Source organism: Flavobacterium tructae (assembly GCF_001853485.1).
GTDB classification, from domain to species: domain Bacteria; phylum Bacteroidota; class Bacteroidia; order Flavobacteriales; family Flavobacteriaceae; genus Flavobacterium; species Flavobacterium tructae.
The window spans coordinates 334,591-346,721 of the sequence record NZ_MIKE01000023.1 but is presented as its reverse complement, the minus strand read 5'-3'; the positions used below and the strand labels follow the sequence as shown (position 1 = coordinate 346,721).

Below are 12,131 nucleotides of genomic sequence, written 5' to 3'. Positions count from 1 at the left end.
TTCTTCTTTAAGTTAAAATATATCATAGTAAAAGATTGGATCAGTTTATTTATGCGATAAAATGCATTCTTAATCATCACAAAAATTAAACAAGTGTCACTCCTGCATTTTGATAAGGTTTTAAAGTTTCATCCTCCGGATCAATATTGGTCACCAGTACGTCTATATCTTTAATCGGACAAACAAAATAGGATTCAGCAGTGCCTACTTTTTCGATAGAGCCCAGAGCGATAACAAAATCGGAGTGCTGAATCATGTTTCTTTTTATCTGAGAATCATCGTGTAAAACCCCTGTAACACCACGTTCGTGATGAATGCTGCAAAGTCCGAGAATACAAATGTTGGCTCTGAAGTTTCTGAAAAAATCAATCGTCTCAATACTGGCGGTAGCAAAAGAAGTTTTGCACATTCTTCCTCCGGCAAAAATCAATTCGATATTGGGCAAATCTTCAATTAGGGCCGCTACAGGAAAACTGTTGGTAATGACCGTTATTTTCAAATCATAAGGGAAACTGGCCACTAAAGCTAATGAAGTGGTTCCGCCATCGATAAAAACTACCTGTCCGTCTTTTAGATAAGAGATTGCTTTTTCGGCTATTATTTTTTTGTTTTCAAGGTCATGTTTCTCTCTATTTCTAAAATGAAGCGGAATCGGAGACGGGGCAACCGCACCTCCGCGGACAGCCTTTAACAATCCCTGATCTGAAAGTTCTTTTACATCCCGTCTTATCGTGTCTTCAGAAACATTTAAATAGACGCTAAGTTCTTGTAAAGTAAGTCGATGTTCTTTTGACAGGTATTCTAAAATTACTTTTTGACGTTCCTCTTTTTTCATGTCGTGCAAATTTATATTGCAAAAATAAGTTAAAATTGCAATACTTTGCAATATTTGCGTAAATTTGTTGCAAAATTAATCGAAATGAAAAAGAAAACTATTGCCATCGATATGGACGGTGTACTTGCCGACATTGAAGCACAATTAATAAAACAGTATAATGAAGAGAGCGGAACCTCACTTTCAAAAGAAAGCATTCAGGGATTAAGCGAAGAAGAAGCTTTTAGTGACAGGGTACTTTTGCGTAAAGTTTTGAATGCAGATAATTTTTTCAGAAATCTACCGGTAATACCCGACGCAATAGAAAGTTTACGCCGTTTACAAGAAAACTTTGAAATATTTATTGTTTCTGCTGCAACAGAATTTCCGGTATCACTGGCTGAGAAAGTAGCCTGGCTGGCAGAGCATTTTCCTTTTATCACATGGGAAAATATCATTTTATGCGGCAGCAAACGAATTATCAATACCGATTATATGATTGATGATCACAGAAAAAATTTAGATCATTGCATGGGAAAACCAATCATGTTTACCGCATTTCATAACGTTAATCTAACGCACCATTTAAGGGTAAACAACTGGAAAGAAGCCGTTGAAATTTTAGAGAAAGACATTGTATCTAATTTAAACTAAAGTTTATTTGCCTTAAAATAACGAAATAGTATACAGGATTAGTTTTTTATTAACCTGTTTTTTGAAGGGAAAGAGCCTTTTGAGAGTAATCTTGAAAGGCTTTTTTTTTGTATATCCAAGTTATTAGATAGTCAAATTATAATGTTGAATTTATTTAGGTATAGAAAGGTTTGCTTTAAATCCTTTATCCGGTGCTGTATCAAAAGTAATAGTTCCTTTAACGGCCTGGATGCGTTGTTCCATGTTTTGCAGACCATTTTTTGCAATAGTGGCCTTTTCAAAACCTTTCCCGTTATCGGTATAGTTTATTGCGATTGATTTCTCGTTATTTTCAAATTTTATCCCAACAATACTGGCATTGCTGTGTTTTCTCATATTCACCATTAATTCCTGTAAAATTCGGCTTATGGTAATTTTTTTAGTGTCGTTAATCGTTTCCCAGTTAATGCTTTCTAAATTGGTGACAATAATGTTTCTTTCGTTAGTTTTGTAAGTCGAAAGCATTTCTTTAATGCTGTAAGTGAAATCTGCACCGGTCTCAATCTTGTTATTTTCTCTGGAGATTCCTCTTACACGTCCGTAAATATCATCTAGTTTCTGCAGTAGATTTTCTCTGGTGTTTTCTTTAGATAAAGGCTGTGACTCTGCAAAAGCAATGACATTGTAGACATCGTTTGCCAGCTCATCATGAATTTTTTTTGCGATGCGGGCTTCGGTCATATACGAAGTTTTAAATTCGATTGCTTTGTTCTTGTTTTTGTAATAACGCACTACAATTAAAATTAGAATGACTAAGAAAACGAAAATGATTATATATACAATTCGCAAATATTTAGCTTTTTGAAGAGACAATTGAGTTTCGGCTTTTTCCAGACGGAGTTTGGCATTTTCATCTTTTTCTACTTTAGCATCGTATTTAATTTTAGCAAATTTATTTTTGAAGTTGTTCCGAACTTTTATGATGCTGTCATTTAGTTTAAAATATTTTTGAACATATTTATGATTTTGAGGACTATGATCATTCGAGATTAAAATTTGGAGGGCTTCCAGTCTTTCATCTATGCTGTTTAGTTTTGTAGCAATGTTATAAGCTGCAAGAGCATTTTCGTCTGATCTCTGGATGTCTTTTTTAGCATGGTAGTCGGCTAGGTGCAGATAACTTTCAATACTGCCATAGGTATCTTTAATTTCATTTCTGGTCTGGAGCGCTTCATTCATTAAATGGAATCCTTTTTCATCTATTCCATTCTTAAAATAAGAGTACCCTAGATTGTCCTGAATTCTTGCTTTATTAATTTCTTGAGATTTATCGTCCAGTAATTTAGTACTTAAAATGAATTCTAAAATTGCAATAGCTTGAGGATATTTTTTTTGATGGATATATACAGGGGCAATATTACTTAAAGGGAGTAGCTTTTGTAAAGCAGTTGGGTAATCTTTAACAGCCTCTTTATAATAAAAAATAGCATCATTATATTGAGAGAGTTCTTTGTCGGCAATGCCTAATGCATTATTAATATCAGCAGCATACATGCTCTTTTTTTTAACATAGACGATTGCTTCAGTCACAGTTTCTTTGCTACCATAATAATCTCCGTTGACTTGTTGAATACATCCTATCATAGTAAGTACATACCCAATATTAGCGCTGTCTTTTAAAATTTCATAAAGCTGTTTCGATTTATTAAACTCATAAAAGGAGGTATTAAAGTTTTGTTCTTTAAAGTTTTCAATTGCTTTATCTCGTAAACGAAATGCTTCTTTTTGAATAGATGCTTTGCTAGTAATATTGGTCTTTTCTTCTTTACAGGAAAACAGAAAAAGAAAGATAATGAAACAAAAAAACGGGGACCGTAACATACAAATTTACTTTCCCCGAAAATAGTAATTAATTAGATACTAAAAATAATATCTTTATTAAATATCTGGTGGTGGTGGTGGTGGTGTTCCATTTCCAGAACCATCACCAGGACCATCAGCAAAAGTTGGTTTTGCAGGATCAATAGATTTCTTTGTTTCCTGTTTGGTTGGAGTTTCGTATTCATCAGGTGTACAGGAGAACATGGTGAATAGTATCGTGAAAGCGATAAAAATTATTAGCTTTTTCATATTATTTAGATTTAGAAATTAGACATGGGTATTGCTGACCGGAAATAGTCCGGAGGTTGGTTAGGGCAATACCAATATTGGTTTTTTGGGAAGTACAATGTGTAGAACAGTAAGACGTTATTTATACTTCCCGAATAAAATCGGTCTTACGGTTTTTTTTACACTGTTAATTTGAACTAGTTTTATATTTTTGTTTTAATCTGCAGATAAAACTTGAACTAATTTCTATGGCAAAGAAAAGACACTTTAAAGCCTTTAATGGTAGGGGATTCCCAGAATTCCCTCGTTTTCCTGAGATTCCCAACAATTCCCGAAAATTCCCAAAAAAATACCATGCATAGCCAGACATTAGAAGAATACAAAAAAGCGATTAAGAGCAAATACGAGATCGAGAAAGAAGGTGAATACTTTGATTATTTGTACAACCCTTCGCGCGCAAAGCTCCGTGACTTGTGTTGGATTATTTTTGAAAATAATCCGACTCAGGACGACTTAAATGTTTTCAGAAATTTATTGTGTTTAGATTTTGATCATACACGAAAAAATAAGTTTAATGAACAAAAAGATAAGTTCAGACCGATCGAAACTTTTTTTAAAGGAGAGACCGATCCATCAAATATTGATGCCATAAATCTGGCAGCAATTATGGTAGACTTTCAACCACGTCCTTTTAAAAAGTACAATGAAAAGTGTCGAATTAATGAGGTCAAACACATGATAAGTGTTGTCGAAATTAATGCAGCTGCTGAGGTCGAGATCATCGAAGAAAGCAACCTCGAAGAAGGCAATCTCGTGGAAAGTTATTCTGAAAAAGGAAATCGTTTCTATAATTTTAAGTACGTACTCTCAAGAAAAATAGTTAAGAAAATCTATCCACGAAAAATAATTACAGCTACAGTTGGGGCGGTCGCTTTTGTGTCTTCTGCACGTTTATACTTTGTGCGTAAAAAAGACCAAACGGAATAGTTTTGAAATAAAACAGAGAAGCATTTTGAAAAATAAAATGCAGGAAGAAGTAAAATGAATCATTTTTTGAAACAAAATTCAGGCGTGTAAAGAGTGTGTTTTTCGGCATATATTGGCTGTTATTTATACTATAAAGATAAGAAAAAAACACCATTAAACCTAATGAAATCAAGGGTTTTTGGTGTTTTTTTTGCTTTTTAACACAAAAATTTTATAAGATTTCGGTGTCGTATTTTTTGCTTTTTAAGCCAATAAAATTTGTTCTGAATTCGTCAATGGAAGTGGAGCAAAATTACTTTATTCAGCGTTTATCTTAAGACAAGAAATCTTTGAACCACAATCCTGAATGCTTGATGGTTCTTTGTTGGGTGTCGAAATCTACGTGTATCAATCCAAAACGGGCGTTGTAACCTTCGGCCCATTCAAAATTGTCAGTAAGTGTCCAAACAAAATAACCGTCAACATTTAGACCTTCTTTTTTAGCTTTCAGAATTTGCTCCAAATGGTCCTGAATGTAGTGCGTGCGTTTAATATCATATACCTTTCCATTTTTTAGAGTATCGGGAAAAGCGGCGCCATTTTCGGTAATAATAATCTTTTTGATGCCATTGTAGGCATTAAATTTTTTAAGCACCTCATAAAGAGCAGGAGGGTAAACTTCCCATCCCATATCGGTTGAAATGACATTTCTTTTTTCGGCACTGATTAGTTCAGCACCGATATACGGAATAAGTAAAGATGATTTTACAACTTCGCGGGTGTAACATTGCAGACCAATAAAATCAAAGTCAAAAGACAAATTATTGAGATCATCTTCTATAATATAAGCATTAAGTTTCTTTAATACCGGTAAATCGCCTTGGGGATAACCCATTCCTAAAATGGGTTCGATAAAAGTTCTGTTTAATAAAGTGTCTACCCGTTTCGCTGCTTCGATGTCTTTAGAAGACTGAGTTGCGGGTTCAATATGTGTACAGGAGAAAGTTGTTCCAATATGAGCGTCCGGTATACGATTTCGTATTATTTTGGCACCTGCTGCGGTAGCTAAAGTGACATGGTGCATGGCTTTCAGGTAGTTGGTAATGCCTTTTTTTCCTGGAGCATGAATGCCCAGAAAATACCCCGCACCTGTAAAAACGGAGGGTTCATTGATTACCATCCAGTTTTTAACCCGATCACCAAAACTTTGGACACAGATTTCAACGTAGGCCGAAAACCAGTTAACCGATTCGCGATTGGTCCAGCCTCCTTTTAGCTCTAAATCATGTGGAAGATCCCAGTGGTAAAGTGTAATCCACGGTTCAATTCCGGCCAAGAGCAGAGCGTCAATGATTTTGTTGTAATAGGCTATTCCGGCCTGATTAATTGGAGGAACCCCGGTAGGCATGATTCGGGGCCAGCTGATCGAAAATCGAAAGTTCGGAATATTCAGCTCACGAATTAAATCGATATCGTTTTGGTACGAATTATAAAAATCGCAAGCAGTTGAAGCATGATGTCCGTTCTTTATTTTTCCTTTCTGAGAAGTAAAAACATCCCAAATAGAAGGACCTTTTCCGTCGGTATCATGTGCGCCTTCAATTTGGAAAGCGGCGGTTGAAACACCCCACAAGAAATCATCTCCAAATTGGTTTTTATGCAAAAATGAGGTCTCAACTTTATTCATTCAATTGTACTTTCCTTTTTAAAATTGTAATTTATTAATGAAGGAAAGAAGATTGCATTGCTCTTAAAAAAAGCCATTCTTTGAATGAAACTAGAAAATTTAGATTAAAGAATTTCATAACGTTTAGTTTTATTCAAATTAATAAAACTAATGTGAATTAAATGTAAAGTGATTATTATCAAATGTTTAAAAGAATTTCTGTCGCTTTGAAAAGGTCAGTCTTCCCAACCGCAAAGGGTGAGTCCAAGGCCTTGTGCACGCTTGAGGGAGACTTTCGTAACTTCACTACGACAGGAGCTCAGACCACGACAATTTTCATTGTAATGGTATTTTTTGGCACCTGTTGGGCCACAGATAAATACTTTGGCTTCAAAGGGATGAAAAGAGGTTAAAAATATAAAAAGTAAAGTGTATTTCATAAGAATAGGTTTTTGGGAAATTGGCTACTGAACGACTAGTTGATAAGTATTCCCTTTTAAATCTGTGGCATTTAGTTTTCCATGTTCTATCCATTCTGTTTTAATTTCGAGATCAGGAATGGTATCAAACGTTAAGATTCCTGCGCCATATTTTCCTTTTACATTGATGTTTCCAAAAACCGAATCTCCCTTGATATCAATCCCTTTTACGTTATAGTTGTATTCATAATCCCCTGAAGTGCCTGTACGGTATTTATATTGATATTCAGTGTCTATGTGGTAGGTTTTGGCTTCTTCGGGATTAATAGTCTGGCGATCTGCCGGAGTAATTACCTCCTGATAAAAAGTGTTTATTTTTTGAGGAGGTAATTTTTTATGGCATGAGCACATTCCTAATGTTAGAAGTAGAAATGAGATTTTATAGAAGATTCTATAATTATTAAGCATATTTTTTTAATGTGTTTAAAAGCTAGAATCCATTATTGTACTTCACATTAAAGGAATGATCCGACATAAATAACAATCCGAAAAATTCAAAGAAAGCTAGTATAGAGGGGATAAATGTCCAGCAAAATAAGATATACATTATTCCCTGTGTTGATTTTCCTAAATAGAATTTGTGAATTCCAAGTCCTCCAAGAAAGAAAGTTAAAATTGTTGCAGTTAGTTTACTTTTCATAATTTACATTTTAGATAATATTTCTGTTTTTTTTGAGTCAAATTCTATTTGCGAAATGATTTCGCCTTCCAGTAATTTTTTGAGTTTGTTAAGTGTTTCAATAGGATCTTCTTTTTGCTCTGTACTTTGAGGAACTGATGTCCCGGTATTTACAGTTATTCCTCCTCCGGCAATTGCTCTCTTGTTTTCAAGATCGCGTTCGCGTCTGTAAACAATCATTTCTTCTTCTTTTTCCTGAGCAAATTGATACAATTTTCTAGCCTGTGACTTTGGCAAATAATCAAGCATGTTCATTTTTCCTGTGGTCGTCTTCATCGTAAAAGTTGCACCCATAATTCCTTCCTTCATGTGACAATCTAAAATATCTTTCCAGGCATAATCCTGAAAATCCATTGACAAACCTAAATTTTTCGGCCTACAGAAGATTATTCTTTTGTTTGTTAGGGCAATACAGTCGGGTGATAAATTTAAGGCCGGTTTTTTTTGTACTGCTATGTATTCTACCTGTTCACCTGAGGTTAGTAATCCATTGACTTTGGTTAATAGTTTTTCAACTGCTTTTGGGTCTTGTTCTTCGTTTAAGAATTTTTTTAAATCGTTTATCATAATTGGTTTTTTAAAATTATTATTTGCGTTCGGTAATTCTAATAATAGCTGATCTGAACGAATCATTCTTTTATTTTTATCAAATGTAGGTTCATTAAGAACCAGTATTTTACGGAAATCCATAATCTGGAAAAATTATAATTGGACCATAAAAAAAGCTCCCGAAGGAGCTTTGAATAGGTAGGATTAAAAATCAGGGATTTTAAATAATTCCCATGTCTTTGGTAATGGTAACCAAATGAATGGTGTTATTGGCTTTGAAAAAATCTTTCAGTTTCGAAATTCTCTTCTCGATGGCGCTTTTACTATTGGGTTTTATCCCCATCTCTTTGAACGTTTCTATAATATCATCCTGAAGAGTTCCGAGCGATAAATGTTTTAGGATGAGTATGTCTAAATCATCGATTTCAAAATTATTTTTTTCCTGAAGTGCAGAAGCAACCTCAGGCGAAATAAATTTTTGATCTGAAGTAAAAATAAGGTGAATCGCTTTTTTCAGTTCTTGGATGCTATTGAGACCTTTTAATACAAAAGCATCCACTTTTGCGTCTTCAAAAAGTGATTTGATACGATAACTTTTATCTTCGACCGAATAAGCAATGATTTTAATATTGGGCTGTAATTCACGTACTTTTTGAACCAGTTCATCTCCGTTAGCAATTTTTACTTCGCGATGATCAGTCTTGAAGGAAAGATCGCTAATTAATAAGTCATAAGGCTCATCATCCTGAATTGCTCTCCGTATTTTGAGAAAGGCTTCATCACAATATTTTGATTGTTGAAAATGGCTGATATTTAAATCCTTCAGGACTTGTTCAATTCCTAAATTCATAGTATCAAGATCTTCGGCAACTAGTACTTTTTTAAACATAAGTTATTTATTTAGGCAGTGTTATTTTTACTTTAAAACCTTTGTGGGGTTCAGTGTCAAAAGTAATAGTTCCTTTTGTGGCCAGAATACGGTTTTCCATATTTTGAAGGCCATTTTTAATTATTTTATCTTTTTCACAGCCTTTGCCATTGTCAGAGTATTCAATAAGTATTTTGTTGGCAGTATTTTCAAATTTCAAAACAACTACTAATGCCTCGCTGTGCTTTTTCATATTGACCATTAATTCCTGTAGAACCCTATGTACAGCAACTTTTTTGATATCGTCAACTAAATCCCAGTTTACTTTTTCAATATTATTAATAATTACATTGGTACTGGGGCTGTTATATGTCGAAAGCATTTCTTTTAAGTTAACCGCATAATTGGCTTTCGTATCAATTTCATTATTTTCTCTTGAAATTCCACGAACCCGATTGTAGATCTGATCCAGTTTATGAACTAAATTTTCTTTTACATTGGGACTTTCCAGGGACTGTGTTTGTGTAAAGGTGATGGTATTAAAAACATCATTTGCCAATTCGTCATGAATGTCTTTGGCAATCCGGGTTTCGGTATCGTATGCCGCTGTTAATTTTTCGATTCGGTTTCGGTTTTGATAAAATTTTCTCAAATACAATAATAAAAGACACAAAGCAGCTATTCCGATTATAAAAAACGCCCTTTGGTATTTGGCTTCCTGAATTGAAAGTAAGTTCTCGGCTCTTTCTAAACGAAGTTTTTGATTCTCATCTTTCTCTTTTTTAGAATCATACTTAATTTTAGCAAATTTATTTTTAAAATTGTTTCGGATTTTAATAATACTGTCGTTCAGGAAAATGAACTTTTGGGCATACTGTACGTTTTTAATTCCGGAATCATTAGACATTAAAAAAGACAAAGCCCTTAAGCGTTCATCAACACTATTGAAATGTGTCGCAAGCTGATAGGCTGCCTGAGCATATTGGTTAGATTTTTGGGAATTTGATTTGGAATAAAAGTCGGCTAAATGTAAATTACTTTCGATACTTCCATAGAAATCTTCACTCTGAGTTCTCATTTTATGCCCTTCGTTCATCAGGGAGTATCCCTTTTCTGTCTCACCCATTTTAAAATAGGCATAGCCCAGATTGTCTAAAACCCTTGCTTTTTTTGGTGGCTCCTTATCTAAGAGTTTTTTATCCAATATCGTGTTTAAGATATTGATCGCTTCATTATATTTTTTCTGCTGAATGTAAACAACAGCAATATTATTCAAAGGAGATTGCCTGGACGAATCATCGGTACAATCTTTTAAAGCTTCTTTATAGAAGAAAATAGCGTCATTATAGATAGAGAGTTCTTTGTCAGCAATACCAAATAAATTATTGATGGCAGCGCTATAAACATCTTTCTTTTTGAGATAGGGCAGTGCTTCGGTTAGGGTTTCTTTGCTGCCGTAATAATCTCCGTTGATCTGCTGTATATTAGCCATCTGAATAAGATTGTAAACGACATTGGCACTGTCTTTTATAGCTTCAGAGGCAATTTTTGATTTATTAAATTGATAAAATGCGGTATTAAAGTTTTTGTTTTGAAAACTAACCCTTCCTTTATTGACATAGTCTATAGCATCTTTTCTGATAGATGAAGCATTAGAAGTATGGGAAGTTTGCTCTTGACAGGAAAGAAGCAGCAGAAAAAATAAAAAATAAAAAAACGGGGATCGTACCATAAAAGTTACTTTCCCCGAAAATACTAATTTATTATTAATGAAATATCTTACTTCTTCATTATTTTACTGGTGGTGGTGGCGGTGGTGGTGGAACCGTTATGGGTTGATCACCAGGACCGTCAGCATATGCAGGTATTGCAGGTTTGTCATTTGTTTTTGCAGTATCGTATTCGTCAGCGGTGCAAGAATATAAAGAGGCACTAAGAAGCACAATTGCTCCCATCAAATATAAATTTTTCATGGTTTTTGGATTTAAAAATTATATGCGGCATGCCCGTTCAGAACTTTTCTGAATCTTGTTATGGCGATGCCAATTTTGTTGGGAAGTGAAGTGCGTAGGCCGTAAAATTTTCATTTATACTTCCCGGATAAACTCCGTTTTACGGTTTTCCACACTTTTTAATTGAACTAGTTTTGTACATTTGTTTTTGACCTGCAGATCAAAACGTTAACTGATTCTGAAGGCAAAGTAACGATGCTTGTAAGCCTGTATTGACAAGGAATTCCGGGAATTCCGATGTATTTTTTGAAGTCCTTATAATTCCGTAAAAGTCCTTGAAAATCCAATTGACAAATCCTTAAAAATCCTAAGATATCATGCCAAACAATACTTTTGAAGATTACAAAAAAGCGGTTAAGAAGAAATATGAGATAGAAAAAAACAACGATCATTTTGTTTATTTGAATAGTCCTACCAGAGCAAAACTGCGTAATTTATGTTGGGAGTTATTTCAGCAGCAAAATAGAAATCAGGACGATTTAAATGTTTTTAGTTCTTTATTAGGATTGACTTTTGATGTGAATAAAAAGAACAAGTTTGAGGAGCAAATTGATAAATTCAGACCTATCGAAAAATTTTTCAAAGGAGGATCAGATCCTGCAATTGTCGATGCGGTAAATATGGCTGCAATCCTAGTAGATTTCAAGGCAAGACCTTTTAATAAATTTAGAATTCAGGAATTATTTGAAGATGAGGTTCAACTTGAAGATGAGGACAAGTTAGAAGTATTGAATCCACAAATGGAACTAAGTTCGGACTCTGGAATTCTGGAAACATTTCTGAATAGAAAAGAAAGAGAAAAAGTGAGTGGAAGAGAAGAAGTAAGTGGTATTGAAGTGATAAAACCACTAATCAATTCATTTGTAAATGTAAATGTCGAAAAAAGTCCTGATTCTGACTCTAATCCTGTCCCTAATCCTGTCCCTAATCCTAATTCTAAATTTCCGACAAGAAGACAACTTGTTATTATGGGGATTGTTAGTTTTCTGTGTTTAATAAGTATAAGTACTTATTATGCTTTTCAGGATAAGGAATGCATGCAATGGTCGGGCGACCATTATGAGATGGTAGATTGTGATTTAAAGATACAAGGACTGGCTAAATCTGCAAATATTGAAATAATAGACCCAACGCTTGTCAATCTTAAAAAGATTAAGGTTTGTGATACGACCACTTATTTTGATAAAAACGGAGTAGCGATTATATGGTATGCTAAGACGGCAAATGGAATTGAATTTTTTGATGCACACGGCAGACATCCGGAAAATAATAGTCCGTTACGACCTGTGACACATTACATCCTGAATAAATATATAAAGAGGTAAATGAGTTCATTAGAAGATTAAATAAAAAAAC

14 protein-coding genes are annotated in these 12,131 nt (G+C 34.2%); 3 read left to right on the top strand and 11 right to left on the bottom strand.

What is annotated here, in order from left to right; all coding sequences use genetic code 11:
* Positions 1-85: 85 nt before the first annotated feature.
* Positions 86-835, bottom strand: coding sequence for a DeoR/GlpR family DNA-binding transcription regulator (locus BHE19_RS12375; RefSeq protein WP_070907378.1), 750 nt, complete (start codon positions 833-835; stop codon positions 86-88).
* 84 nt (positions 836-919) lie between these two features.
* Here BHE19_RS12375 and BHE19_RS12370 point away from each other — a divergent pair, with 84 nt between their 5' ends.
* On the top strand, positions 920-1,468 hold the full coding sequence (locus BHE19_RS12370) for a 5' nucleotidase, NT5C type (protein ID WP_070907555.1): 549 nt from the start codon (positions 920-922) through the stop codon (positions 1,466-1,468).
* Positions 1,469-1,618: 150 nt separating this feature from the next.
* On the opposite strand, the gene BHE19_RS12365 is transcribed toward BHE19_RS12370, so the two are convergent.
* Positions 1,619-3,328 carry an ATP-binding protein gene (locus tag BHE19_RS12365; RefSeq protein ID WP_070907377.1) on the bottom strand — a complete coding sequence of 570 codons (1,710 nt, stop codon included), beginning with the start codon at positions 3,326-3,328 and terminating at the stop codon, positions 1,619-1,621.
* Positions 3,329-3,385: 57 nt separating this feature from the next.
* Positions 3,386-3,577 (bottom strand): hypothetical protein, encoded by a 192-nt coding sequence (locus tag BHE19_RS22630; RefSeq protein WP_123923527.1) that lies wholly within the window; start codon positions 3,575-3,577, stop codon positions 3,386-3,388.
* A gap of 333 nt (positions 3,578-3,910) precedes the next feature.
* Here BHE19_RS22630 and BHE19_RS12360 point away from each other — a divergent pair, with 333 nt between their 5' ends.
* Positions 3,911-4,543 (top strand): hypothetical protein, encoded by a 633-nt coding sequence (locus tag BHE19_RS12360; RefSeq protein WP_089059966.1) that lies wholly within the window; start codon positions 3,911-3,913, stop codon positions 4,541-4,543.
* Positions 4,544-4,856: 313 nt separating this feature from the next.
* On the opposite strand, the gene BHE19_RS12355 is transcribed toward BHE19_RS12360, so the two are convergent.
* The 8 genes from BHE19_RS12355 to BHE19_RS12330 all read right to left on the bottom strand — a co-directional run bounded on the left by BHE19_RS12355 (position 4,857) and on the right by BHE19_RS12330 (position 10,718).
* The gene (locus BHE19_RS12355) at positions 4,857-6,209 is read right to left on the bottom strand and encodes a GH1 family beta-glucosidase (protein WP_070907375.1); all 1,353 of its coding nucleotides are present in this window, start codon (positions 6,207-6,209) and stop codon (positions 4,857-4,859) included.
* A 215-nt stretch (positions 6,210-6,424) separates the two neighbouring features.
* Complete coding sequence (locus BHE19_RS22305; protein ID WP_083342537.1) at positions 6,425-6,628, bottom strand: hypothetical protein; 204 nt, start codon at positions 6,626-6,628, stop codon at positions 6,425-6,427.
* A 24-nt stretch (positions 6,629-6,652) separates the two neighbouring features.
* Positions 6,653-7,075: a hypothetical protein gene (locus BHE19_RS12350; RefSeq protein WP_233430702.1), complete on the bottom strand. Its 423-nt coding sequence runs from the start codon at positions 7,073-7,075 to the stop codon at positions 6,653-6,655.
* Between the two features lie 22 nt (positions 7,076-7,097).
* Positions 7,098-7,307, bottom strand: a complete 210-nt coding sequence (locus BHE19_RS22300; protein WP_083342535.1) for a TM2 domain-containing protein — start codon at positions 7,305-7,307, stop codon at positions 7,098-7,100.
* Between the two features lie 3 nt (positions 7,308-7,310).
* The gene (locus tag BHE19_RS12345) at positions 7,311-7,913 is read right to left on the bottom strand and encodes a PH domain-containing protein (protein ID WP_083342544.1); all 603 of its coding nucleotides are present in this window, start codon (positions 7,911-7,913) and stop codon (positions 7,311-7,313) included.
* Between the two features lie 202 nt (positions 7,914-8,115).
* Complete coding sequence (locus tag BHE19_RS12340; protein ID WP_017495302.1) at positions 8,116-8,784, bottom strand: response regulator transcription factor; 669 nt, start codon at positions 8,782-8,784, stop codon at positions 8,116-8,118.
* A 7-nt stretch (positions 8,785-8,791) separates the two neighbouring features.
* Positions 8,792-10,495 (bottom strand): tetratricopeptide repeat-containing sensor histidine kinase, encoded by a 1,704-nt coding sequence (locus tag BHE19_RS12335; RefSeq protein ID WP_070907374.1) that lies wholly within the window; start codon positions 10,493-10,495, stop codon positions 8,792-8,794.
* Between the two features lie 58 nt (positions 10,496-10,553).
* Positions 10,554-10,718 (bottom strand): hypothetical protein, encoded by a 165-nt coding sequence (locus tag BHE19_RS12330; RefSeq protein ID WP_233430701.1) that lies wholly within the window; start codon positions 10,716-10,718, stop codon positions 10,554-10,556.
* Between the two features lie 374 nt (positions 10,719-11,092).
* On the opposite strand from BHE19_RS12330, the gene BHE19_RS12325 reads away from it, so the two are divergent.
* The gene (locus tag BHE19_RS12325; protein WP_070907372.1) at positions 11,093-12,100 is read left to right on the top strand and encodes a hypothetical protein; all 1,008 of its coding nucleotides are present in this window, start codon (positions 11,093-11,095) and stop codon (positions 12,098-12,100) included.
* Positions 12,101-12,131 lie beyond the last annotated feature (31 nt).

Bases quoted from the DNA above. Each gene is read 5' to 3' on its own strand.
- BHE19_RS12375 (WP_070907378.1), bottom strand. From the start codon at position 835: ATGAAAAAAGAGGAACGTCAAAAAGTAATTTTAGAATACCTGTCAAAA.
- BHE19_RS12370 (WP_070907555.1), top strand. From the start codon at position 920: ATGAAAAAGAAAACTATTGCCATCGATATGGACGGTGTACTTGCCGAC.
- BHE19_RS12365 (WP_070907377.1), bottom strand. From the start codon at position 3,328: ATGTTACGGTCCCCGTTTTTTTGTTTCATTATCTTTCTTTTTCTGTTT.
- BHE19_RS22630 (WP_123923527.1), bottom strand. From the start codon at position 3,577: ATGAAAAAGCTAATAATTTTTATCGCTTTCACGATACTATTCACCATG.
- BHE19_RS12360 (WP_089059966.1), top strand. From the start codon at position 3,911: ATGCATAGCCAGACATTAGAAGAATACAAAAAAGCGATTAAGAGCAAA.
- BHE19_RS12355 (WP_070907375.1), bottom strand. From the start codon at position 6,209: ATGAATAAAGTTGAGACCTCATTTTTGCATAAAAACCAATTTGGAGAT.
- BHE19_RS22305 (WP_083342537.1), bottom strand. From the start codon at position 6,628: ATGAAATACACTTTACTTTTTATATTTTTAACCTCTTTTCATCCCTTT.
- BHE19_RS12350 (WP_233430702.1), bottom strand. From the start codon at position 7,075: ATGCTTAATAATTATAGAATCTTCTATAAAATCTCATTTCTACTTCTA.
- BHE19_RS22300 (WP_083342535.1), bottom strand. From the start codon at position 7,307: ATGAAAAGTAAACTAACTGCAACAATTTTAACTTTCTTTCTTGGAGGA.
- BHE19_RS12345 (WP_083342544.1), bottom strand. From the start codon at position 7,913: ATGATAAACGATTTAAAAAAATTCTTAAACGAAGAACAAGACCCAAAA.
- BHE19_RS12340 (WP_017495302.1), bottom strand. From the start codon at position 8,784: ATGTTTAAAAAAGTACTAGTTGCCGAAGATCTTGATACTATGAATTTA.
- BHE19_RS12335 (WP_070907374.1), bottom strand. From the start codon at position 10,495: ATGGTACGATCCCCGTTTTTTTATTTTTTATTTTTTCTGCTGCTTCTT.
- BHE19_RS12330 (WP_233430701.1), bottom strand. From the start codon at position 10,718: ATGGGAGCAATTGTGCTTCTTAGTGCCTCTTTATATTCTTGCACCGCT.
- BHE19_RS12325 (WP_070907372.1), top strand. From the start codon at position 11,093: ATGCCAAACAATACTTTTGAAGATTACAAAAAAGCGGTTAAGAAGAAA.